Source organism: Streptomyces xiaopingdaonensis (assembly GCF_000262345.1).
Lineage (GTDB): Bacteria > Actinomycetota > Actinomycetes > Streptomycetales > Streptomycetaceae > Streptomyces > Streptomyces xiaopingdaonensis.
The window spans coordinates 1-922 of the sequence record NZ_AJTQ01000269.1 but is presented as its reverse complement, the minus strand read 5'-3'; the positions used below and the strand labels follow the sequence as shown (position 1 = coordinate 922).

1 protein-coding gene is annotated in these 922 nt (G+C 76.5%); it reads left to right on the top strand.

Annotation, left to right across the window (positions count from 1 at the left end):
• Positions 1 to 8 precede the first annotated feature (8 nt).
• Positions 9 to 922: MsnO8 family LLM class oxidoreductase (locus tag UWG_RS0121610; RefSeq protein ID WP_078495701.1), on the top strand; the 914-nt coding region annotated here is incomplete at its 3' end.

Here is a 922-nt window from a genome sequence, read left to right as displayed (position 1 = left end):
CGCAGCGGGTGCTCCGCGAGACGGTCGCGTTCGCACGGGAAGCGGAGCGGCTCGGCTATCGCCGGTTCTGGGTCTCCGAGCACCACGCGGTACCCGGTGTCGCGGGCTCTGCCCCCACCGTCCTCGCGGCCGCGGTCGCCGCTGCCACCTCGCGTATCCGCGTCGGAACCGGCGGCGTGATGCTGCCGAACCACCAACCGCTCGTCGTCGCCGAGCAGTTCGGGGTCCTGGAGTCGCTCCATCCCGGGCGGATCGACATGGGGCTCGGCCGCTCGACGGGGTTCACCGAGCCGGTCCGCCGGGCGCTGCGCACCGGCAAGGACGCGGCGGACCGCTTCGGCGACCAGCTCGACGAACTCCTCGCCTACTTCGACGCCGCAGCCCCGCTCCCGGCGCTGCCCGCCGGCGGGCTGCGGGTGCCCGCGTACGTCCTCGCCGTCGGATCGGGGGCCCGACTCGCCGCCGAGCGGGGACTGCCCGTGGTGCTCGCCGCGCGCCGGGAGAGCGAGCGGACCGCGGCGGCGGTGGCCGAGTACCGCAGCCGCTTCCGCCCCTCGCCCCGGGCCGAGGAGCCCCACGTCGTCCTCGCCGTCAACGCCGCTGCCGCCGCCACCCGGGAGCGCGCCTCGCTCCTCCAGCGCCCCGAGGCCAGGTCGACGGCGGTCTCCCGCACCCGAGGCGTCTTCCCGCCGCTCGTCCCCGCCGAGGAGGTCGACGAGTCCGCCATGGAGCGTCAGGAGCACCGCCGCTACACCGAGGCCCGGGCGGGCCAACTCCACGGCACCGCGGAGGAGGTGACCGCAGCGCTCTCCGACCTCGCCGCCGCGACGGAGGCCGACGAACTCCTGCTCACCCTCAACACCCACGACCCCGCCGACCGCCTCGACTCCTACCGCCGCCTCGCGCACGCCGCGGGGTTGCC